The organism is Desulfobulbus sp. (genome assembly GCF_031547805.1).
GTDB lineage: Bacteria > Desulfobacterota > Desulfobulbia > Desulfobulbales > Desulfobulbaceae > Desulfobulbus.
This window is the reverse complement of sequence record NZ_JAVBRQ010000035.1, coordinates 127,154-147,479: the sequence shown is the minus strand read 5'-3', so window position 1 is coordinate 147,479 and position 20,326 is coordinate 127,154. Positions and strand designations below refer to the sequence as shown.

Sequence of the window (20,326 nt, the reverse complement as noted above, 5' to 3'; positions counted from 1 at the left end):
AGTGCACGGAGCCGGAACAACCGGCCGCCACGATCAGCCTTTCTTTTCCTCCCTGGGGGAGGAGGCATTGTCGCCTGTAAAGGCATTGATCACCGTATCCATGACGGTGAACAGCAATTCGACGCTATATCCCGCAAGAAAAGCCAGGGCTAGCGGCGAGAGCGACAGAATGGGATCGGCGCCCTTTTCCGGACTGACGAACCAGACAATGGCGATGCCGCCAAGCGTGCCGAGACACAAGCGGATATGGAAGTTGATGATCGATGCGTTGATAAACGCATACGCTTTGATCTTGGAAGATAAATTGCGAAGGATATACACGCAGGCGCCCAGAAACCCGTATACCAACGGCAGCAGGTACTTCTGCAGGATATCCATGGTGACCGTGGCACTTTGAAGATACGCAATATTTTCTTTTATCGCGTCCTCCGGAGAGTTGTCCGGATCGTACATCGTGTCGATGCCCAGAATGGTGTTCGGGATGCGGCTCCACAGTTTGAGCCAGTGGTAATTGGCATCGAGATATATTTCCAGATTTTCTTTCTTTGTCTTTAACTCCATGCTTTCAGAGGCTGTGCTCTGCCGCCGCGACCGCCTGGATTCTTGAGCCCCTTCATGCGCCAGGCCCGGCTCCAAGCTGTCGCCAGTCGTTTTCCCGCCGGCAAGTATGCGCATTTCCACTTCGCTCAGCTGGGCCTGCGTCGATTTCATATCCGAAATAACGAAAGCGCCGATCGCCCAATACGCTTGCAACATGACAAGAACGGCCAGGGCGAGAATAGCGGTTACCGTATAGCGCTGAACCGTCTTTTGCACAGGAGACTTTTGCCCTGCCAAAGAAGCCATCGCCTGCACGCTTTCGGCCGAAACCGGCGCGACCGCGGCGGTCAGCAGGGCAAAATGCCGCCAAAAGGCCGTCTCTTCGGCTTCCGTCAGCTCACTCTGCATACCGGACTTGACGACGATGTTCACCGTCTCTTCGGTCAGGCTTTTCCCGTTTCTGGACGCAAAGGCCAGCAGAAGCTGCGCCTCGGCAACCGCGCTTTTGAGTTCGGGATTTACAGCCTGGAGAGTTGTCGGGCTTGAGGCGTCAGGCATCATTGCACCCTTATGTCAAATGAGCACGGCCTTGTTCCCTTGTCGCCCGGGCACTGCAAGATCTCTCCGGAATGATCGACGATATCGACCCGCCACCATCCGCGGGACAGGCGTTTTTTCCCGCTCCAGACACGCCAGTAAAAGTATCCCTTGGCATCCACTTCATACGACAGCTTGTCCAGATCTTCTTCCCGGCCGATGCTGAGCGGAATCCCCACGTTGAGATCCGCGCTGACTCGGTCAACGCCGTAGCGGTACCATTCATGGCGGATAAAATACTTTCCGTCCGGCGTATTGCGCAGCTTTTCAAGCAACTCGGGCGAACCCTTCAGCTGCACCCAGCAATAGAGTTCCTTGGTCCTGACCGGCGACGCAAATATTTGGCCGTATTGCCGGGTGCCCCTGTCCACGGCATCGGTCCATTGGAATTTCTCCACCGTGACCAGTTGTTGCCCATGGGCGGCATAAGAAGAAACGGCGAGACACATGGCCGGGACAAGGAAAAAGAAACGTACAAATCGGTGCATAATCACTCCGCAACGTGTTTGGCAGCGTTTGAGTCAGTCGCAAACGCTTTCAAGCTGAAGCGTAAACTCACAGGGAGGAAGGGGGGCCTGCTGCCAATGCAGCACATCCACTTGCCCGGTGCAGCCGCTGTCTTCGATCAGCGCATGTTTCCCTTCGGGGTCGCACATGAGCACACTGGAATGTTTGTTGCTGTTTTTTGCTTTCAGCGTGTAGGGCGCGAAGCCGTCGAGCAGCTTGGGGTTGTGCTCCGTTGCGAGTGCGAGCAGTTCGGCGTTCTGCAGCTGCGGCGGCACATCGCCGTATTGAACCGCGGATTCGACGGTGGCGGCAAGCCGTTTCAGCGCCGCCGCCTTGGTGAACATTTCATCGGAATCGGGCGTTTTTCGGGCAAAATGGCATCCGGAAACGAACAAAGCAATTATGCTGAGAGATACAATTTTCTTCATGCCACCCTACTCCAGAATGCCAATTCGTTTTGATTGTCGCGTCCCGTATCGAGATTCCAATCGCCGATCAGAGCCTGATAACTGGCGTCGGAATTGTACACGGCCGATGCAAGCGCCGCCCACACCCGCAGCACATTGGCTTTGGCGCGATCAAAAACCGCGTCATAATCCATGGTGCCGTCAGGCGTGTTCAACTGTCTGACATATTGGCGATCTATATCTTTGACATTGGGGTAGGTCACTCCGGCATTGACCGCCACATGCCGGGAAAAGGGGAAGAGCTTTTGGCCTTCCTCGGCCAAATCCATGGTGGACAGAAAGGCGGCGTGCCAACTGTCCGGGGCGGGGAGGTTTTTCTGATATTCCTCCGGATGGCAGCTGCGGAGCATGGTCCGCCAGATTGTCGCCACCTCCTTGTTCAACTTTTTTTCGTCGGACTGCGAGGAGCAAAGGCAAATCCCGCTGTCGAGATATTCCGACAGGCCCACGGCCCCGACATTCAGACGCTGAAAGATGTAGGCGTCTTGATGCATTTCGCAAACGCGGTGCGCGGTTTTATTTTGCGCATATGGGCCGACTTTCATTTCCACAACAGGGTGTATCGTCGTATCGGTGACGACATGCGCGGCGTAGCCAAGCAACCATGCGAACATGCTCTTTTTCGCGTTTCCGCTCAGCTTTCGCACCTCTTGTACACCGACATCGAGCATTTTGCCTGTATTGGTGTAATGCATGAGGTCGGCCCATGCCGCGGAACCGGCATGGGCAAGATGCAGATAGGGATAATCCGGGCTCACTGCCCCGAGATCGCAAAAACAGGAATTGGCAAGAAGATCCGCTTTCGCGGCTTGAGGAAAACCAGGTTCTTTGTTCAGAACATTTGATGCAGTCAACAAGCCTACAAGGGTCAGGTGGGCATAGGCACCGGGCATTCTTTATTCCTCCGTGGTGGATGAAAAGAACGGGCTGTATTGATAGATTGATAAAAAACAATCAATTACGAAAAACAATGTATTCCGATTATCCTGTATGCGTTTTTGTTTCAAGCACAAAATTGTTAACCTCCGACCTCCCTCCAAGAAAGCGTGCAGCTGCTCCCGCAATGCCTTGGCTTCCAATGCGCCGAACGTGCGAAATCCGGAAAGCAACGCCACCGTAGTCCGGATTATCCACAGTTCCGAGCAAGCCAATCCGTGAATCCATGTGTTTTTCGTTGACACCGTTATAACTTTTTAAATATAACGTCAGGGTTTCAAAACACGCCGTTCCAAAACCCGAGGATTGAGGAAGAAGTAGCGAAAACACACCGCGACACGATTGCGGACAACAGACTGCTTTATCGGGGAGGAGAAATATCATATGCGCCACGTGCCTATTTGTTTCTTTCTACTAGTTTCATTGCTTTTTTCAGGAAAAACGTTCAAGGTCTTTGCTGATGAGGGAAAGATCGATGCGCCTCAAGGGTACCGAGGGCCGGACTTTGTCATTATCCAATCGGCCGTGGATGTCGAACAAGTACCCAAACCAGCCTATTTGCCCCACAAGAAGCATCAATGGCTTGATTGTGACGGATGTCACCACAGCAAAGGACCCGATGGCAAACGGATTGATACCATAGCCGGATACAAGATCGAAAAATGCGAGACCTGTCATAACAGCACCATTGCATTGCCGGTTAAAGTTGCAACTCTCAAACGAGCCAGCCATAGGCTATGCATGGAATGCCATCGCCAACAAAGCAAGGAACTCGCGCAATGCGATGTCTGTCACCAGAAACCGAGCAACCAGCAGTGATCGTCCCAAACGCATTCAACAACGCAAGGAGGAGGATATATATTGAATAAAAAAATTTTTTCAGCCTTCATGTTAACGTGCTTGCTCGATGCATCAGGAGCAAGCCTGTCCGGTGCGGCGGAAAGTGTTGCTGCCACCCCTCAACCCGCTGCAACACCTTCCGAAGCCAAGGCAAAAACCATTGCCGAGTTGGCGGCCCGCTACGATTCGACCCCATGCATGGATTGTCATATGGATGTATATGACGCCTGGGAAAAATCACTGCATGCTCGATCGATCTTCGGGCCTGAGAAGGTGGGCAGGACCGCGGCAACCTTTAAAACAACCATCGAAAACGGCCTGAAGGAATGGCCCTACTCGGGGGTGAAAAAGCCCGAGGATGTACAAGTCAAGCATCTGATGATATGTGCCAAATGCCATCTTCCCCAGTTGCAGGAAGCCGAAGACAGCGTTGCCCAGGAACTGGTCAAAAACATTTATGCCTATGTCGACAATCCGGATGACTTGGAAGCGAAAAAGGTCCTGGAGTCCTTGAACATTGGCTGCATGGTGTGCCATAACCGCAACGCGATCGTCCATAAGTGGACGGATGGCCCTCCGCAAAAGGATGCTGTCTATGGCACCAAGGATGATGTCCATTTGGATGACAAGCATCCCTTCCTGAAAAAAAGCAAAATCATGAAAGAGTCCATCCAATGTGGACAGTGCCATGGGTTGGGGCCGAATTTCGAACTCGATAATCCCACCCAATGCGCCACCTTGTACGGCTCGCATCTTTTTGCCTACATTCCCGATGGCGGCCAGGAAACATGCATGGAATGCCATATGGAAAAAAGCGGGCTCGGCCACAACATCCAAAGCTATCGTGCGCCGGAAATGGTGAAGATGGCGTTGGATGTCCAGGTCGAAGCAAAGGCGTACCAATGGCGCGACGTGGCAACGACCACACCGGCGGCGCACGTCATCGTCGAACTGACCAACAAGGCCGGGCATGCCATCCCGGATGGCTGACCGACCCCCAACCGGGTGGCACTGTATGTGACCGCGAAAACGAAGGAAGGAAAGGAATTTTATTCAGCAGAAAAAATCTTCATGCCGATCCCGCAGCAAATGGGCCGGGGCGACAAGATGGGCCGAGGGCCGTACGAAAAAAGCGGATTGGTGCGTGACACCAGCATTCCTCCCCGTCGGACATTGAAAGAGGAATTTTCCATACCGGTCTACACCGAAGAGAAAAAAGACGGAAAAACCGTGCGAAACATTATTGCCAACGATTTTGTCGTCGATGTCGAAGTGTGGTATCTGCCCTACGGCAAGAAAGACGATCCCGGCAATGCGCAAAAATGGTTTGCCACCTCCAAACCGCTGCGTATAGAGGCGGGCGGCAAATAGGATGGCACTTTGGGTCCATCCCGTGATGAAGCCGGGCGCTCGCTTGCCGGTGGATTCGCCCGATCTTTTTGCAGAAGAAAACAGTTGATCGTTATATTTTTTATGATATAATGAATAAATCGAGCTTGGAAGTAAGGTTCCAAGCCCGGTGCAAGCCCTCTGTCGAATTGCCTCGGCGGAGGGTTTTTGTTTGCCATGCCGGTAAAAAAAGCGAAGCCGATCCTCTCCTCTGCAAGGAACCTCTCCCTTCCCCCATCACGGCCGATTCATCATCCGCCTCCCGGGCTAGACCCAACCATCCCCCTATTTCAGGGCTTCGATGGACAGGCTGACGACGTAGTCGGCCATCTCTTCACCCTTCGGCAAGGTCTCGGCGATCTGCTGATACAAGGGGTCGTTCCATTCCTGCATCTTTCGCACATAGTCCGGCTTGGGGGTCAGAACGATGGCGGTAAAGCCGGCCTCTGCCAGCATGGCCCCGGTTTCCTCCGTCAGCACCGCCCCGGCCACGCATCCCACCAGGGCCGCGGCCAGGGTCCGGACGTTCTCCGGCAGGGGTTTGAGCAGGGCCAGGTCAGAGACCGCCACCTTGCCGCCCGGCTTGAGCACGCGAAAGATGTCGCGCCAAACCTGGGGCTTGTCCGGGGAAAGGTTGATGACGCAGTTGGACAGCACCACGTCGACGCTGGCGTCCGCAACCGGCAGATGTTCGATCTCGCCCAAGCGGAACTCGACGTTGTCCAGGCCGGTGCGTTGCCGATAATGGGCGATATTGGCCCGGGCCTTGGCCAGCATTTCCGGGGTCATGTCCACGCCGATGACCCGGCCGGCGGCCTTGACCTTTTCACCGGCCTGAAAGACGTCGAAGCCGCCGCCGCTGCCGAGATCGAGCACCACTTGCCCTTCCAGCAGCGCCGCAAGGGCCACCGGGTTGCCGCAAGAAAGCCCCATGTTGGCACCTTCCGGCAAATTGGCCAGGCTGGCCGCGTCATACCCCACGGCCTGGGCCAGCCTGAGCGGGTCGAGATGGCCGCTGCGCGGACTGGAGCAGCAGGAACGTTGCCCGGTGGCAATGGCCGCGTAGCCGCTACGCACGGTTTCCCGGACCTCTTCACTCGCTGTGTTTTTTTCCGATGAACCCATATTCATGTTCTCCAGGTTGAAGTGATTGTCGCCACCGCCAGGCGGCAGGAATTCCGGCGCCACCTCGCTTGCCGCCCGGTACTCCCGGCATTGGTCCGGGTCGCCCTGACAACACTCGGCGGTCAGGTAGGCGATGGCCGCCAGCATCAGGGGAATGTCGGCCTTGTAGCGGGTGTTGCGGCCTTCCCGCTCCATGCCGGCGAGCCCGCTGTTGACGATGACTTTCAGGTGAAAGGAAAGATTGGTCTTGGACATGGCCAGCATCCGGGCAATTTCCCCGGCAACCAAGCCGGCCGGCGCGTGTCTGACCAAAAGCCGGAAGATGGCCAGCCTGGCCGCGGAACTCAGGACTTCGAAAATGGCGGTGGCGGTTTTTGTCTCCATGGCTCGACAGTTCAACATTCATTGAACAATGTCAAGATCAAGATCGAGCCGACGCCTGTATTCCCACATTGTCGGAGAGCATCGTGCCGACGGGCCGAATATTTGAGGCCTCATACAAGACTCATTGACAGAAAAATCCGAAAGGATTAGCCTGCCACGGCATACTTTAACCCAAGGAGGTTTCCGCCATGTTCTCCGGTATTTTTCAACCCATGCATCTTCTTGTCATCCTGGTCATCGTCATGATCATCTGGGGACCGGGCAAACTGCCCGAACTCGGGGAAGGCTTGGCCAAAAGCATCAAGGCCTTCAAGAAAACGATGAGCGACGATCCCGCGCCCACCACCATCGAGCACCGGGAAGGCAAGAAAGACTGATCGTTTTTTGCCGCCAACACGACAAAAGGCAGGGCCAAACGGCTCTGCCTTTTGTTTTTCCCCTTTGCCCATGCTTCCCTGCCGGGCGGAACATCCGTGCAGGCACCGCCTGCGGGATCAAGCCATTACGGCGCCCCTTCGCACCCTCTTTTTCATTTTCTTGAAAATTGCTCAGAAAACATCCAGGGAGAGGGTGAGCGCGGGCGGCTCGTCGTCGGCCAGCGGTTCCGGCGGCCTGCTGCCGACCCGTTCCTTGGAAATCCGCTGCTGACGCGCCAAAAGGGCGATTGCGGTCTCGGCGCGTTGTTGCGCCAATTGGCGCAGGGCCTCGTCGCCGGCCCGTTCCTGCTCGACCAGGCGGGTATAGAGTTCTCCGGCCCGGAGCGTGGCTTGCTCGGGGCTCCTGCCGCCGGGGATCATCTTGTAGAGATGGAGGCCGCCGATCATTTTCGCGGCCATGCTGGCTTCCTTGCGCGGGCTGTCCATGGCCCATGCCGGCATCCTGGGTGTGATCGCCCCGGTTTCGATCTGGCTGTCCAACACGGCCAGCGCCTCCTTGCCCGACCGCTTCACATACAGCTCTTCCAGGGCATCCTGGGTATCGTCGTCCGAAAAATCGAGCAATTCCGGTATCCCGTCCGGACCGGGCTTGGTGCCCAAGAGGGCGGCCACGGCCCGGCGCACGCTTCGCTCCCGCAGCTCCAGGCCGTCGATTCCGGGGCTGTAGCGCCCCTGGACGATCAGCTTGAGGTTCGGCCGCCGGTCAAGGGCCTCGGCCAGCTTGAGCAGCCGGTCCTGTTCGACGGGAGCCAGATCGTGGCTGCCGGGTGCGAAGGCCACGGTCTCGAACCGGTCGGCATTGCCTCCGAGCAGTCCCCCCAGGGCCATGAACGGCGCCGCCGCCGCCTTGGTGATCACATTGGTCAGCATTTTCCAGACCAGCGCGCCGAGGCTGAAATGCGGATCGTTCAAGTCGCCGGTCACCGGCAGGCCGATGTCGATCCGGCCGCTGGCATCCTTGAGCAAAGCGATCGCCAGATCGAGGGGCAGATTGCCCGCTTCCGGGGCTTCCACCTTGTCCCCCAGGACCAGGTTGTCGATCACGATCTTGTTGTTGCCGGTCATTTTGTAGTCCTGGAGCGTGTAGCCCAGATCGGCTGAAATCTTGCCGCTCTTGATCAATCGCCCGGCGAACTTGCCGGAATACGGCGAGAGGTTCCTCATCTCCAGGTTGCGAAAAACCAGGTTCAAATCCGAAGCCTTGGCAAAATCGCTGGGCCTGAGCACGCCGCTGATCTTCGCGGTCCCCAGCTCATCGACCCGCCCTTCCAGCTGCACCTTGGCCTGCTTTTCCTTCGCCGAAGCGAGCCCGACCACCGTGCCGCCGAGGTCGTGGATGCGGGTCTTGAACTGGGGCAGCAGGCTGAGATCGGCAAAAACCAGGTCGCCGCTTTCGATCCGGACCCGGTCGATGCGATAGCTCAACCCGTCCTTCTCCGGCGTTGAGTCGGCTTTTTTCGAGGCCGGACGCGGCTGCTGGCTGGACGGGCCGGGTTGGCCGGGCTGCTCCTTGATTACCTGGGCCAGGTTGAGGGTCTTGTCCTTGTTGACAATGATGGCGCTCACCGGTTTGACGACCGTAATTTCCTGTGCCTCCAGCCGGGTGGGCTCAAGGGTCAACCGGCATTTCGGCACCTTGAGCGCGTCCCAGCCCAGATAGGGCTTGTCGGTGGCCGCATCGACCAGGCGGAGTTTCTCCAGGGCAAAGCTGCCCTCGTAACTCCCCTGAGCCGGCATTTTCGGCAGCCCATAGCCCAGGCGGCCGCGGGCCGACACCAGGGCCGAAGGCACCTTCAAGCGGACAAACGGCTCGAGATACGGCTGCAGCGACATCAGCGCCAGCTTGCTGAGATCGATATCGGCTTCCACCGCCAAAATCTCCGGCTGCACGGTCCCGCTGACGGCCGCGCTCCCGCCCTGTTCCGCCTGAAACCCGATGGCAAAGTCCATGGGGGAATGGCCGTCGATCCCGGTCAGCTTGACCTTGACATTGCGGAGGCTGACCACCGGCTTGTCCGTTGCCGTGGTCAAGTCGGTGAACCGAATGCGGAACTGTTCGAGCTCAAAGGACTTGATCAGGGTCTTCCAGGCGGATGCCGGCTCGGCCGCGGCCTGCTTCGCCGTCGCGGACTTCTTGTCCTTGGTCGTCGTCCCGGCCGTGCCGCCCTGGCCGAGCCGCTGCCAGCCGAATCCCCCGTCGGCCTCGCGGACCACGTCGGCCTGGCCGTTGTGGAGCGCAATCCGCTCGACCGTCACCTTCTGCCCCTTCAGATCCAGGTCGCCGCCTTCGAGCGACAGGCTGTCCGTGGCGAAAAGCGGCTCCTTGGCATGGGCACCGGCCACCTTGAGGCCCTTGATCCGGGCCGTTATCTCCTTGAGGGACACCGCCGGGGCACCCTTGCCCAGCTCAAGATGCGCCTGCAGGCGGCAATCGAGGCCCTCCAGCGCCATCTGGGCAGGCACCGCGCGGCCTTGTCCATCGGCTGTGGCGGCTGTCTTCCCCGCCTGCCGCAGCTTGAGCGCCAGGCCGGTAGCCGCCAGGTGCACATCCTGCAAACCAACCCGGATCGGCGCCTTGGCCGCATCCAGTTCATAGGCAAGGGCAAGATCGACGGTGCCATCCGGCCGGTCCAGATTCAGACTGTCCGGGGCAAACTGCCACAACTTGGCCAACCCGATCCCCTTGAAGGCCAAGTTGCCCTGCGAGCGCAGCGGCAGCAACGAAAAACCTCCCTCCGCGTCCAGGGTACCGTGCTCCGCCATGGTGGCGGCCAATGTATAGGTGGCGGATTGGTCCGGCAGGGTGGAACAATTGCGGACATCCAGGCCGATGTCCTGCATGGCGAGTACCGCCGGCACGGCCGGCCGCTTGTCGGTCAGGTGCAGCGCCGCCTGGCGCAGGTCGAGCCGGTACAGGAAAAATGGCAGGGGCGAGGAGGAAGGCTGGGCATCCTGTGCTTGATTGCCGGCAACAAACCGCATGAGGTTGAGGGTGCCGTCGGGCTCGATTTCCAGGTGCGCTTCGGGCTTGACCAGCGTCAGTTCGCGCAGCACGAGCGCCCGGCGCCACAGACTTTCCGTTTCCAGATCGGCAAAAAATCGGTCGAAGGCCAGCAGGGGCTGGCCATTTGCCTGCCGCAAGCTCAGGCCCTTGATTTCAACGGTCAGGAGGAAGGGATTGAGGCGGATCGATTCCACCTCTGCCCGGCAGCGCCAGTTTTGCTCGGCAAGATGGGGGAGGGACCGGCTCAGCAGGAAGGGCAGCGCCAGAAAACCGGTCAGCGCATAGAGCGACACCAGGCCCACCGCAGCCACAAACCACTTGCCGGTCACCACCTTGCGTAGAACCTTGCCCATGTTCCTCCCGTGGGAAAAAGGCGGGCATCCCGCCGTATTGCGTGCCACCGAAATCTTCGTACAGGCCAGCGCCGCACTTCGGCGGCCTCAACCCGCCGGCCCGGTCGGGCCATCCGCACCCAGCGATTCGATGCCTCGGCCATGCGGCAGGAGAGAATATCTAAACAAAACAACGAATAACATATTTGATGCGGATTGCCAACCGTGGGGAGCCGATCTCCCGCCAACCGTCACGGCGCAAGCGGCCGGGGCTCCGTTCAAGGACACGGGGCCGGGATGAGCAATCCCTCGTCCAGTAGCCGGGCAAGAAGGAGGTCGTGCTGTTTCGGGTCGATACGCGCTTCCCGGCCAACAGCCTTGCGGTAGTCTGCAAGGGTGAGGGGCCGCTCGAAGCGCCGGAAGGTGTCCCGGTACAAGGCGTGGGGCATGGCCACGATGCCGCTGGGTAAAAACAGGCAGACCGTGCGCCGGTAGGGCGGGTTGCGGTCGAACTCGTCCAGGCGTTGCAGCAAAGCGGGCAGATCGAGATAGTCCTGCTGGTGGATGCCGATCCGCTCCCGATCGAGCACCAGGCTTGCCGAGGCGGTGTCCTGCGGGGACGGATGAGTACTGGCGGAACGCGAAGCTCGATCCAGTTTGCGCAGGCCGAAACGGAACAAATCGGCCAAAAACGGGATCTGCGGCAGCTCACCGGCAACCAGGCGTTTTTCCAGGGCTTCCAGCACCGCCGCCAGCGGCGGCTCGGCAAAGAAGGCCGTCCGGCTGCCCTGCTCCTTGAGCCAAGGCTCGATCGTGGCCGCCAACTCGCTCAGCCAGCGGTCGCCCAGGCAGGCCAGGAGGATGTGCAGGGGTTCGCGCCACCAACGCTCCAGCCGCTCCAGCACCAGCAGCAGGGCTTCGTGCCGGATCAGGAATGTCGGCGGCAGGTGGTCGGGCATCAGCAGGCAGAGGTTGTCCACCGGAAAGGGATAGAGCCGGCCCTCGTCCAATTGGGTTTTGCGCGCCAGGAAGCGGGCGAAATCGCGGGGTCGATCTTGGCACTCCTCCCAATAGCGGCTGGCAACGTCGGTGGAGAGATGGTCGCTGCACACCTGGACCGGCAGTCCCTGACGCACCATCCGGTGCGCGAACAGCAGCACCGCTCCGGCTTCCCGCTCCAGCTCCGCCGCGTCGAGCAAGGGATGATAGCGGCTGAAGAAAACCTCGATCCGCACCCGGCCGCCAAAGGCCGCGGCGATGGCGCGGATGTTTGCCTCCAGCGAGGCCAGGCCGTAGGTGGCGCCCCGCTTGATGGCCGCCCGCCGGCCATCGTCGGTCACTTCCGGCGAAAATTCGATGATCGGCGGTGCCAGGGTGCAGGCAAAGGCCTGTCGGTACAGCTCCAGGAATTCGGCGTCGAGCAGGTGCCAGGCGCCGTAATGCAAAAGGAAATGGCCTTGCAGGTGAGGATCGTCGGCAATGGCCCGGAACAGGCGTTTGACCAGGCCCTGGTCGTTTTCGTAGCAGAGGTAGAGTATCCGGGTCCATGGCTTCAGCCGGTGCAGATCGGCAAGGATGGCCGCGATCGAACGGGTGACCGGCCGCGTCCGGCCGGAATGGAGGCGAAAGGCGTGGCGGCTGCCGCCGCAGTAGGCGCAGTCGAAGGCGCAGCCCCGGCCGAGCAGGAGCGGAAAACCCAGCTTGGTGTCGATGGTCCGGATATACAGCTCGGCATCGAGCAGCTGCGAGCAGTCGCCAAAGGCCAGTCGGTCCAACTGCTGCTGCCCGATCAGCCAGGTGCGGTCGCTGCGCCGGATCGCGCCGTCCTGCCCGCGCCAGACCAGGTTGGCGATGTCGGCCGGCGGTCGTCCTTGCAGCAGGTGCGCCACCGGCTCTTCCGGATCGCCGGTCACCACGCAATCGAGCTCCGCTACGGTGCGTAGCAGGTCCTCGGCAAAATAGGCGGCGGTGAAGCCGCCGGCCAGGGTTGGCACCGTGGAGTTCCATTCCCGGACCACGGCCAGGGCCGCCAGCAGGCCGTGGACCGTTTCCTGCCAGTGGCAGGCAAAGCCGACATGGGTGGGGGCGAACTCGGCCAGCACCGCCAGCAACCGGTCCCGCACCTCGGCCTCCGGGTACAGGGCGGGATTGAAGAGCCGCGCGGCCATGCCCTGTTGCTTCAGGGCATCGCACAGGCCGAAACCGCCCATGGGGATGTAGAAAAAATAGGGACTGGCGCAGTTGACCAGCAGAAAGCGGGCGGCCATGCGCGTGCTCAGGCAGGGGGCTCGTCGCTGGTACCGGCTGGCAGGCGATCCTCGGCGATGTCGACGAACTGGTCGCGGAGCAAATCCTGCAGGGCCATCGAGGCCTCTTCCAGCTCGCCTTCGTGCCCCTTGCGCACCGCCTGGAAAAACCGGTCGCAAATCGCCCGCTGCTCCCGGCTCCAGTGGCTGGTAAAGCCGCCCTTACCCGCCGTCGGGACCGGGTGGGTCATGCGTTCGTAATCGCGGCGGCCGTGCGCCCAGTTAATCACGTGGGCATAGAACAGCAGCCCCCGGTCGAGCAGGATGTAGAGCAGTTGGATGTTGGTCACCGGCCCCACCTGCAACTGGTCGTGGCCCATGCGCATGCCCAGAAGCCGGACCCCGGAGAGGAGCTCCTTGCCCTTGAGGGCGGTGGCGCCGGCGCCGATCAGGCCGCCGACCGCCGAAAACAGGCCAAACGAGGTGCCGATGGTGGCGGCGTCGATGCCCACCCCCAGGGCCGCTCCGCCCAGGGCTCCGGCCACGATCACCTGCCACTCGCGCAGTCCGAGGAATTCCCAGGTCTTGCGGCTGAACAGATCTTCCGCCAAAATCGACTGCGGCGGCAGGTCCAGATTGAAGATGTTGTGCTTGAACAGGCCCCGGATCGCCTCTCGGGTCCGGTGCTCGAGGGCGGCGACCTGGGCGCAGTACGCCTGGTGCAATTCCTGCCGGCGCTGCTGCTCGTCCTCGGGGGCGCAGGGCACGGTTTGCCGGTAGGCCAGGGCCTCCTGGAGGAAACCGGCCAGGAGGGCCGCGGCCCGCTGGCTGCGCAGCTCCCAGTCGTCCTGGAAGGCCTCGACCACCGCCTGCAGGACCGGCGCCAGCCGCTGGTCGATGGCCTTGAGGCTCTCCAGCAGGTCGATCCGCTGGCGGTAATTGGCCCGACAGGAATTGAACAGCCGGATCGCGTTGAAATGCTTGCGAAATTCGTTCTGCCACTGGTCGAGAAAACCGGTTTCCTCCTCCTTGCAGTTGATCACCGCCATCCGGGGGGCACCGCTCAAGCGGAGGATCTCCATTTCGGCCCGGTCGACGTGGCGCAGGGGCCGCGAGCCGTCGACCACGAAGATCACCCCCGCTCCCTCGGCCACCGGCCCGAGCAGTTCGCAGTCGTCGTGAAAGTCCGGATCGTCCCGGTGGGCGGCAATGAAGGCCGACAGCATGGCCTCTTCCGAGCCCTGGTAGGCATTGAGCCATTGCAGGGTTTGGCGCGGATTCTGGAATCCGGGGGTGTCGATGAAGCGGATGATCTCCCGGCCGTCGATCCGCACCGGGAAGGATTGGCGGATCACGGTCTCGCCGGGGATGGGGCTGACCCGCACCGAATCGTCCTCGGCCAGGGTGGAGAGCACCGAGGATTTTCCTTCGTTGGGGTGGCCGATGATGGCGAATTCAGGCACAGGGGATTTCATGGCGACACCAGGGGGCGGACCGAGAGCTGCGGGTCGCCCAGGGCCCGCATCTTCTGGCTCCAGACCCGCAGGTGTTCCGGATTGACCGGGGTCAGCACGGCCTGGGCCGTGGGCCGGCCGATCAGCAGGATGGCGATCGGCGCCTGCTCGCCCACCAGCCGGCGCAGGCCATGGACCAGGGTTTCCGTTTCCTTGAGCGGCGGCTGCCAGGCCTCGTGCAGCACCAGGGCGCCCGCCGGCGGGGTCGCGGCCAAGGCCAGGGGGGCCAGGATCTCGGCATCGGTCAGGCCGGGCACGCCGTGGCGCACATAGTCGAAAGCAGCATTGAACTCCGGCCGCAACTGTCCGGCCAGGGCGGCGCGCAGCTCGTCCCCGTCCAGCTCGTCCGGGATCAGCAAAAGCCAGCGCTCCCCTGGCGCGAAAGGCATGGCCGTTGCCGGCACCGGCGCCTCGGAGGCCGTTTGCCCCGGTTCGCCGGCCGGAGCCGGAATCCGGCCGGCATCGGCCCGCGCCCCATCCCCCAGGCCGTTGGTATCGAGCCGGGGCGCGGTCATCCGTTGTACCAGCGGCCGGATATCCAGGGTGGCGAAATGGAGCTGCGCCAGGGCCCGTCGCTGCCGCACCAAAGCCAGCACCAGCAACAGGCAACGGGGCAGCAGGCCGTACGCCACCACCGCGCAGCAGAGAAAGGGCCACCAGGCGACCAGGTTGGCGGTCGAAAGATGGGCGATGCCTTCCTTGAGCACCATCTGGCTGCCCTGGACCTGGGCCAGGGTCGGCACCGCCTGGGGCAGCCACCAGGACCAGGGCAAGGCGATCCACCGCACCAGGCCGGCCACCAATTCGGCGGAGAGCTGCAGGCTCGACTGCCAGGCAAAGGCGATGTCGGCAAAGCTCACCTTGGCCAAAGTGGCACCGAGCACTCCCAGGTTGAAGCCGATACCGCCCAGTTGCACCAGGGCAAAGGCCGGCCAAATCAACAGCGCCGCCAGCTCCTTGCGCTGGCGCACGTTGCCGGCGATGGCCGCCAGGTCAAGCCGCTGGCGCCCGGTCAGAACCGGTTGCAGCCGCCGGCGGATACCGTCCAGCCCGCGCATCAGCATCCGGCCCAGGAAGAGATAGAACACCGAGGTTTCCAGCGGCAGCCGCAGCAGCAGCCGATAGCCGAACACCAGTCCCTGGAAGATGAGGATCGCCATCTGCAGGAGCACGAACAGGCCGAAATAGACCGACACGTTGAGCGGCGTCGTCCCGGCGTACAACAGCAGGGAACCGGCCCCGCCCAGACCGGCGAACAGGCCGAGGCCGAACAGCAGCACCTGGCAGAGGACCGCCAGCTCCCGCCACACGGTGCCGGGCAGCGGCGTGCCCTCGGCCGCCTGTTGCCGCCGATATTGCAGCCGGCGGATGGTCAGCCATTTCCGCACCAGCGTCCGGGGCGGCGCCGTGTCGGCCTTGCCCAGCTGCGGCTCGATCTTGGCCAGATAGATCATCCGGTCGCGCTTGGCCAGGGCCGCCTCGCCGCCCGCGTGCCGCGATTCCTCGTCCATCCGAAAAAAATAGTGGAAATCGATCAGATCGGCGATGGTCCACGAAATCTTCATGCGTCCACCTCCGGCGAGGCCGGCCGCGCGCGGCGTGAAAACGGGACAGGGGGGCGGGGCGGCATGGGGCGGGCTCCGGGCGGATGCGACCTAGGCGGCGGCCGAGGGAGGGGGCTGCTGCCGCTCCTCGAGAAAATAGGTGGACTGCGTGCCCTTGCCCTTCATCTCCACGTCGAGCGAGCAGGAAAACGCGAATTCGTGCCGCAGCTGACTGTACACCGCGGAGGAAACATTGACGCGCATCGGTTCGGACAGGGTCTGCAGGCGGGCGGCGACGTTGACCGTGTCGCCGAAGATGTCGTAGAGGTATTTTTTGGTGCCGACAATCCCGCCCACCACCGGGCCGACGTGAAGGCCGATCCGTACCTGCCAGTTCCGAGCGAAGCGGTTGCGTTCCCGGACAAAGTCCACCATGGCCAACGCGGCCTTGGCCGCGTCGCTGACATGCCGGTCGCTCGGCTCGGGCATGCCGCTGACAAAGAGGTAGGCATCGCCGATGGTCTTCATCCGGTCGCAGTTGTTGGCCTCGGCGATCAGGTCAAAGACGGTGAACAGATCGTTGAGCTCGCCGATGAGCACCTCCGGCGCCAAGGTGGCGGCGGCGGCCGTGAACTGGACGATATCGACGAAACAGACCGCCACGTTGGCAAAGCTGTGGGGGATGCAGCTGCCCTTTTCCATCAGCTCGGCGGCGACATGTACCGGCAGGACGTTGAGCAGCAGTGCTTCGGATTTCTGTTTTTCCAGCTCAAGCTGGCGGTTTTTTTCGGCCAGCTGCCGCTGCAGCCGGCAGATCTTGAGGTGGGTGCCGATCCGCGCCAGCACCTCGGCCGGGTGAAAGGGCTTGGTGATGTAATCGACCCCGCCGGCGGCAAAACCGCTGAGTTTGTCGGCGGTGTTGTCGAGTGCTGAGATGAAGATGACCGGGATGTCGCGGGTGGACTTCTGGCTGTTGAGCCGATGGCACAGCGCCAGCCCGTCCATATCCGGCATCAGGATGTCGAGCAGGATCAGGTCGGGATGTCGCCGTTCGAGCTGGTCGAGGGCCTCCTTGCCGTTGCTGGCGAGTTGCACGGTGAAGCCGGCCTTGTCCAGCAGATTGTGCAGGACCCGCTGGTTGATCATGGAATCCTCGACCACCATGATGGTGGCCGACTGCTGGCCCTCCTGATCGATCATGACGAACCGGCCGGCTGCCGGCCGCGCTGGCGCAGGGCCATGTCGACCAGCACCAGGGCGGCCATGGCCTCGACGATCGGTACCGCCCTGGGCACCACGCAGGGATCGTGGCGGCCCTTGGCCGCCAGGGTGACCGGCTCGCCGTTGAAATCGACGGTTTCCTGATCCTGGCCGATGGTGGCCACCGGTTTGAAGGCCACCCGGAAGACAATGGGCTCGCCGTTGCTGATGCCGCCCTGGACGCCGCCGCTGAAATTGGTGCTGGTGCCCAGCCCGCCTTCCTTGCGGACAAAGGGATCGTTGTGGCGGCTGCCGCGCATGCGGGTGCCGGCGAAACCGGAACCGATCTCAAACCCCTTGGTGGCCGGAAGCGACAGCATGGCCTGGGCCAGCCGGGCCTCCAGCTTGTCGAAAACCGGCTCGCCCAAGCCGACGGGCACCTGGCGGCAGACGCAGGTGAGAATGCCGCCGACGGAATCCTTGGCCGCCAGCACCTCCTTGACCAGGGCCTCCATCCGGGCGGCGGCGGCGGGATCGGGGCAGCGGACCAGATGCCGGTCGACCTCGGCCCGGCCAATCCGCTCCACGTCCGCCGGCGGGGCCTCGATATCGCCGACCGCGCTCACCCAGGCCACGATCTCGGTGCCATAGGTTTCGCGCAGCCATTTTTCGGCAATGGCGCCGGCGGCCACCCGGCCGATGGTCTCGCGGGCGCTGGACCGGCCGCCGCCGCTGGAGGCGCGGATGCCGTATTTCATCTGGTAGGTGTAATCGGCGTGCGAGGGCCGGGGAATTCGGCTCATCTCGCCGTAATCCTGGGGCCGCTGGTCCTTGTTGTGGACCAGGAGCATGATCGGGGTGCCCAGGGTCCGACCAAACTCGGTGCCGGAATAGATGACCACCTGGTCGGCCTCCTGGCGCGGGGTGGCCAGGTCGGACTGGCCCGGCCGCCGCCGGGAAAGCTGGGGCTGGATGTCCGCCTCGGTCAGCGCCATGCCGGGGGGACAGCCGTCGACGATGGCTCCCACCCCTTTGCAGTGCGATTCGCCGAAGGTGGTGACCTTGAAAAGTGTTCCCAGCGTGCTGGACATGTGCGCTCCTTCTCCCTTGTTGTTACGACCGCCGATGGCGACGCGTCCGCCGGCGGTTTCGGCCCGCAGGCATGGCCCGGTTCGCTATTTTCCTGAAAATCTGTCGATATACCACTCGGCGGCCTGGTCCAGCCCGGTGCAGGCCTCGCGGCAGGTCACCAGGTCGCGGATGTCGCCGCGGATGAACCGAAACCGCGTCCAGGCCTCGGCCCCAACCCGGGTTTCGACCTCGTCGAGGTTGTGCTGATGGCCGGTGGCGAAGTTGTCCAGGCCGACGACCCGCTGCCCCAGGGCGAGCAGGGTTTCCAGCAGGTTCGAGCCGATAAAGCCGGCGACGCCGGTCACCAGCCAGGTGGCCGGTTGTTGGCGCAGGAGATCTTTTTGTTGCTGATACGCGTTCATATTGTCCGTTTTCATGCCTGAGAGTATGGTGGGATGAAGAAAAAACGGGTGCATGTCGGTGCATCCGCATCGATAATAGCCGTGAGCGCAACCAGCGTCAATGGCGATAACAGCCTGAGGCTAAACCATTTTTCCCATGCCGTCCGTTCGCAAGATCATTCACGTCGACATGGATGCCTTTTTCGCCTCGGTCGAGCAGCTCGACCGGCCGGAACTGCGGGGCCTGCCGGTGATCGTCGGCGGCGATCCCGGCAGCCGGGGCGTGGTCGCGGCCTGCTCGTACGAGGCCCGCGTCTTTGGCGTCCATTCGGCCATGCCCAGCGGCCGGGCGCACCAGCTCTGCCCGCAGGCGGTGTTCGTCAAGCCACGGATGGAACGCTACCGGGAAATTTCACGGGAAATCATGACCCTGTTCCATCGCTACACCCCCCTGGTGGAGCCGCTCTCGGTGGACGAGGCCTTCCTCGACGTCACCGACAACCAACTCGGCGAGCCCTCGGCCACCCGGATCGCCGAACACATCCGCGCCGCCATCCGCGCGGCCACCGGCCTCACCGCCTCGGCCGGGGTCTCCTACAACAAATTCCTGGCCAAGATCGCCTCCGGCCACCGCAAGCCCGACGGCCTCACCGTCATTCCCCCGGACCAGGCCCAGGCCTTCCTGGCCACCCTGCCCATCGGCAAGTTCTACGGCGTCGGCCGGGTGACCGAACACAAGATGCGGGAGCACGGCATCCGCACCGGCGCCGACCTGCTCCGCCATTCCTCCCAGGAATTAGTGGCCTTGTTCGGCAAGTCCGGCCGGTTCTTCCACGACATGGCCCAAGGCATCGACCACCGACCGGTGGAGCCGGTACGGGTCCGGAAATCCATCGGCTCGGAAACCACCTTGGCCACCGATATCCTCACCCTGGCCGAAGTGAACGCGGTGCTGCGGCAGCAGGTGCAGGAGGTGGCCGAGGTGCTGGCGAGCAAACGAACCGGCGGCCGTACCCTGACCCTCAAGATCCGCTACAACGACTTCACCACGATCACCCGCTCCTGCACCACGGCCCAGGGATTTTTCGACCCCGCCGATATCTTCGCCTGTCTGCCGCACCTTGTGGCCGCGACCGAGGCGGGCAGACGGCCGGTGCGCCTGGTCGGGGTCACGGTCGCCAACCTGTGCGACGAGCGGGAAGCGCGCCAAAGGCGCATCCGCCAGTTGTCCTTGCCCTTCCCGGAATCCGGTTGCGGCAGACGGCCGCAGCCGGCACTTCCCCACAACGTTTTTACCATCGACCGCCGGCAAGACGGCCCCGCCGCCCTGCCCTGCCGCACGCCGGTCGTCGCCACCGCCCCATCCACCGGCCGCCACGGCCAAGGAGGCCAGGAATGAACCTCCCCGCCCAAGGAGAAATCGTCACCCTCGATCGCATCGAGGCCATCTGCGCCCATTTCGGGCTCAAGGCGCTGTGGACGAAAATCCTCCGGGATCCTCCCGACCTGCCCTTTCAGTCCGACGGCTGTTCGCTGTGGTTTGACCAATGGAAGGGATACGATCTCTATCCGGCCTGCTTTCGGCACGATCTCAAGTACTGGGCGGGACGTCCGGGGGAAGAGGTGGAGCGCCTGGTCGCCGATGCCGAACTGATGATCGAGGTGGCCCGCCTGATGGGCTCGACCGGGATGGCCGAAACCATGTTCGCCGGCGTGCGTCTCGGCGGCGGCGCATGGACCAGGACCTCCTTTGCCTGGGGATTCGGCAGAACCCGGCCCTGATTGTCGCGGG

The 20,326-nt window shown here is 62.1% G+C and carries 16 protein-coding genes and 1 pseudogene; 5 read left to right on the top strand and 12 right to left on the bottom strand.

What is annotated here, in order from left to right:
• Window positions 1-33: 33 nt before the first annotated feature.
• From RMR13_RS12875 to RMR13_RS12860, 4 genes are read right to left on the bottom strand one after another with little or no spacing between them, the layout of a single operon-like run.
• Complete coding sequence (locus RMR13_RS12875) at window positions 34-1,101, bottom strand: hypothetical protein (RefSeq protein WP_310601031.1); 1,068 nt, start codon at window positions 1,099-1,101, stop codon at window positions 34-36.
• Window positions 1,098-1,625: a DUF2914 domain-containing protein gene (locus tag RMR13_RS12870; RefSeq protein ID WP_310601030.1), complete on the bottom strand. Its 528-nt coding sequence runs from the start codon at window positions 1,623-1,625 to the stop codon at window positions 1,098-1,100. The genes RMR13_RS12875 and RMR13_RS12870 overlap by 4 nt, the downstream gene beginning before the upstream one ends.
• A gap of 33 nt (window positions 1,626-1,658) precedes the next feature.
• Window positions 1,659-2,072, bottom strand: a complete 414-nt coding sequence (locus RMR13_RS12865; RefSeq protein ID WP_310601029.1) for a hypothetical protein — start codon at window positions 2,070-2,072, stop codon at window positions 1,659-1,661.
• Window positions 2,069-3,004 carry a zinc dependent phospholipase C family protein gene (locus tag RMR13_RS12860; RefSeq protein ID WP_310601028.1) on the bottom strand — a complete coding sequence of 312 codons (936 nt, stop codon included), beginning with the start codon at window positions 3,002-3,004 and terminating at the stop codon, window positions 2,069-2,071. Before RMR13_RS12860 ends, RMR13_RS12865 begins: the two co-directional genes overlap by 4 nt.
• Before the next feature lie 427 nt (window positions 3,005-3,431).
• On the opposite strand from RMR13_RS12860, the gene RMR13_RS12855 reads away from it, so the two are divergent.
• Both RMR13_RS12855 and extKL read left to right on the top strand, forming a co-directional pair.
• Window positions 3,432-3,866 carry a cytochrome c3 family protein gene (locus RMR13_RS12855; protein ID WP_310601027.1) on the top strand — a complete coding sequence of 145 codons (435 nt, stop codon included), beginning with the start codon at window positions 3,432-3,434 and terminating at the stop codon, window positions 3,864-3,866.
• 69 nt (window positions 3,867-3,935) lie between these two features.
• Window positions 3,936-5,258 carry a multiheme c-type cytochrome (seleno)protein ExtKL gene (extKL, locus tag RMR13_RS12850; protein WP_310601076.1) on the top strand — a complete coding sequence of 441 codons (1,323 nt, stop codon included), beginning with the start codon at window positions 3,936-3,938 and terminating at the stop codon, window positions 5,256-5,258.
• 303 nt (window positions 5,259-5,561) lie between these two features.
• On the opposite strand, the gene arsM is transcribed toward extKL, so the two are convergent.
• A complete protein-coding gene (gene arsM / locus RMR13_RS12845) occupies window positions 5,562-6,785 on the bottom strand; it encodes an arsenite methyltransferase (RefSeq protein WP_310601026.1) in 1,224 nt (407 codons plus the stop codon).
• Between the two features lie 188 nt (window positions 6,786-6,973).
• Here arsM and tatA point away from each other — a divergent pair, with 188 nt between their 5' ends.
• On the top strand, window positions 6,974-7,162 hold the full coding sequence (gene tatA / locus RMR13_RS12840; RefSeq protein WP_310601025.1) for a twin-arginine translocase TatA/TatE family subunit: 189 nt from the start codon (window positions 6,974-6,976) through the stop codon (window positions 7,160-7,162).
• Between the two features lie 171 nt (window positions 7,163-7,333).
• Here tatA and RMR13_RS12835 read toward each other — a convergent pair whose 3' ends face one another.
• From RMR13_RS12835 to RMR13_RS12805, 7 genes and pseudogenes are all read right to left on the bottom strand, one after another.
• A complete protein-coding gene (locus RMR13_RS12835; protein WP_310601024.1) occupies window positions 7,334-10,579 on the bottom strand; it encodes a DUF748 domain-containing protein in 3,246 nt (1,081 codons plus the stop codon).
• Between the two features lie 257 nt (window positions 10,580-10,836).
• The gene (locus RMR13_RS12830; protein ID WP_310601023.1) at window positions 10,837-12,825 is read right to left on the bottom strand and encodes a cobalamin-dependent protein; all 1,989 of its coding nucleotides are present in this window, start codon (window positions 12,823-12,825) and stop codon (window positions 10,837-10,839) included.
• An 8-nt stretch (window positions 12,826-12,833) separates the two neighbouring features.
• Complete coding sequence (locus RMR13_RS12825) at window positions 12,834-14,279, bottom strand: GTPase/DUF3482 domain-containing protein (RefSeq protein ID WP_310601022.1); 1,446 nt, start codon at window positions 14,277-14,279, stop codon at window positions 12,834-12,836.
• Window positions 14,276-15,883 (bottom strand): DUF2868 domain-containing protein, encoded by a 1,608-nt coding sequence (locus tag RMR13_RS12820; RefSeq protein WP_310601021.1) that lies wholly within the window; start codon window positions 15,881-15,883, stop codon window positions 14,276-14,278. Before RMR13_RS12820 ends, RMR13_RS12825 begins: the two co-directional genes overlap by 4 nt.
• A gap of 90 nt (window positions 15,884-15,973) precedes the next feature.
• Window positions 15,974-17,062, bottom strand: a complete 1,089-nt coding sequence (locus RMR13_RS12815; RefSeq protein WP_310601020.1) for an adenylate/guanylate cyclase domain-containing protein — start codon at window positions 17,060-17,062, stop codon at window positions 15,974-15,976.
• The gene (aroC, locus tag RMR13_RS12810; protein ID WP_310601019.1) at window positions 17,059-18,153 is read right to left on the bottom strand and encodes a chorismate synthase; all 1,095 of its coding nucleotides are present in this window, start codon (window positions 18,151-18,153) and stop codon (window positions 17,059-17,061) included. The genes RMR13_RS12815 and aroC overlap by 4 nt, the downstream gene beginning before the upstream one ends.
• 126 nt (window positions 18,154-18,279) lie before the next feature.
• A pseudogene (locus RMR13_RS12805) lies at window positions 18,280-18,555 on the bottom strand (GDP-mannose 4,6-dehydratase); the annotation flags it as partial.
• Window positions 18,556-18,691: 136 nt separating this feature from the next.
• Here RMR13_RS12805 and dinB point away from each other — a divergent pair.
• Window positions 18,692-19,933 carry a DNA polymerase IV gene (gene dinB, locus RMR13_RS12800; protein WP_310601017.1) on the top strand — a complete coding sequence of 414 codons (1,242 nt, stop codon included), beginning with the start codon at window positions 18,692-18,694 and terminating at the stop codon, window positions 19,931-19,933.
• Window positions 19,930-20,316, top strand: coding sequence for a hypothetical protein (locus RMR13_RS12795; protein WP_310601016.1), 387 nt, complete (start codon window positions 19,930-19,932; stop codon window positions 20,314-20,316). Before dinB ends, RMR13_RS12795 begins: the two co-directional genes overlap by 4 nt.
• Window positions 20,317-20,326 lie beyond the last annotated feature (10 nt).